2 protein-coding genes are annotated in these 1,462 nt (G+C 65.0%); both read right to left on the reverse strand.

Features of this window, described 5'->3' with window-relative positions; translation table 11 throughout:
* Positions 1–16: 16 nt before the first annotated feature.
* Entirely contained in the window at positions 17–1,198 is a 1,182-nt protein-coding gene (locus EN914_RS35340; protein WP_013531134.1) for a pyridoxal phosphate-dependent aminotransferase, read from the reverse strand.
* A partial coding sequence (locus EN914_RS35345; protein ID WP_206527317.1) for a homocysteine S-methyltransferase family protein occupies positions 1,191–1,462 on the reverse strand: 272 nt, incomplete at its 5' end. The genes EN914_RS35345 and EN914_RS35340, both read right to left, overlap by 8 nt.

A 1,462-nucleotide genomic window follows, 5' to 3' on the forward strand; every position in this document is an offset into this window, starting at 1 on the left:
GGAACTGCCTTGGCGATCATGCTGCCTCGCAACGGTAGCTGGAAGCAAAGCGGCGCAGACGAAGTGCAGCTTCCTGCAGCACGGGTTCGGGCTGGCAGAGGCTGATGCGAATGTGGCCGGCGGCCGCCTCGCCGAAGCTGGAGCCGGGCATCACGCCAACCTTTTCCTTGTCGAGCAGGGCCCAGGCGAATTTCTCGTCGTCCGGCTCGACGGCCGAGATGTCGAGCATGACATACATGCCGCCCTCCGAACCGCGCACGGTGACATCGTTCATGCCCCGCACGGCGTCGAGCAAGACGGTGCGGCGTGCCGCGTAGCGTTCGGCGATCTCCTTGACGCCGTAACGGTTCTCCAGCGCCTCGGAACAAGCGATCGAGATGAAGGCCGGCAGGCCGTAGGTCGTCACCAGATTGAGATTGATCATGAGCGTGATCATCTGCTCCGGTCCCGTCAGCCAGCCCATGCGCCAGCCGGTCATGCCGTGGCTCTTGGACATCGAATTGATGACCAGCGTGCGCTCGGCCATTCCTGGCAGCGAGCGCGGCGAGACGTGCTCGCCGCCGCCGAGCGTCCAGTAGACTTCGTCCGACAGCAGCCAGAGGTCGTGCTCCCGGCAGACTTCTGCCAACTGTTCCAGCCGCTCGCGCGAATAGACCGCACCGGTTGGATTGTTCGGCGTGTTGATCAGGATGGCGCGCGTGTTCGGCCGGATTGCCGCGCGGATCATGTCGGCTCGCGGCTGGAAGCCATCCTCGGCCGGTGTCTCGACGACGGTGAAATCAGCGCCAGCGGCGCTGAACGTGTTGGGATAGGTGGCATAATAGGGCGCCACGACGATGGCGTGATCGCCCTGGTCGAGCACGCCCTGCACGGCCGCGTAGAGTGCGGCCTGGCCGCCCGGCGTGGCGATCACCTGATCCGGCGATGTCTCGACGCCGGTGCAGGCGCTCGAGGCCGCGGCCATCGCCTTGCGCAGGCGCGGCAAGCCGGGAAGCGGGGTGTAGTGATGATTGCTGCCGCGAACCGCGGTCACACAGGCTTCGATGGTCTGCGAAGGCGTGTCGAAATCATGGTCGCCAACCGACAGCATGATGATGTCTTCGCCGGCCTCCTTGCGCGTCCAGGCGGCGAAATGGACTTCCCAGCCGTCCTTGCCCGAAGGCACGATGCCGGAAATGCGCGATGATGGTCTAGGCATGCAAAACTCCCGAAATTTCGTAGCTGGCCTGTTCGAGCCGGTCGCGCAGGGCGGCGATGTGCGGTGGTCCGACTTCGCAGCAGCCGCCAACGATGCTTGCGCCAGCCTCCACCCAGCCGATCGCCTGGTCTGCATAGGCATCCGGGCCAAGGTCGTGACGAGCGTGCAGCACATCGACGGTGCCGCCGTGCTTAAGTGCTTCGGTTGACGTGAAGCCATTGGCATATGCGCCGACCGGGCCGCCGAGGCCGATCAGTTCAGGCA

It is taken from the genome of Mesorhizobium sp. M7A.F.Ca.CA.001.08.2.1 (assembly GCF_003998455.1).
Lineage (GTDB): Bacteria > Pseudomonadota > Alphaproteobacteria > Rhizobiales > Rhizobiaceae > Mesorhizobium > Mesorhizobium ciceri.

Bases quoted from the DNA above. Each gene is read 5' to 3' on its own strand.
- EN914_RS35340 (WP_013531134.1), bottom strand. From the start codon at position 1,198: ATGCCTAGACCATCATCGCGCATTTCCGGCATCGTGCCTTCGGGCAAG.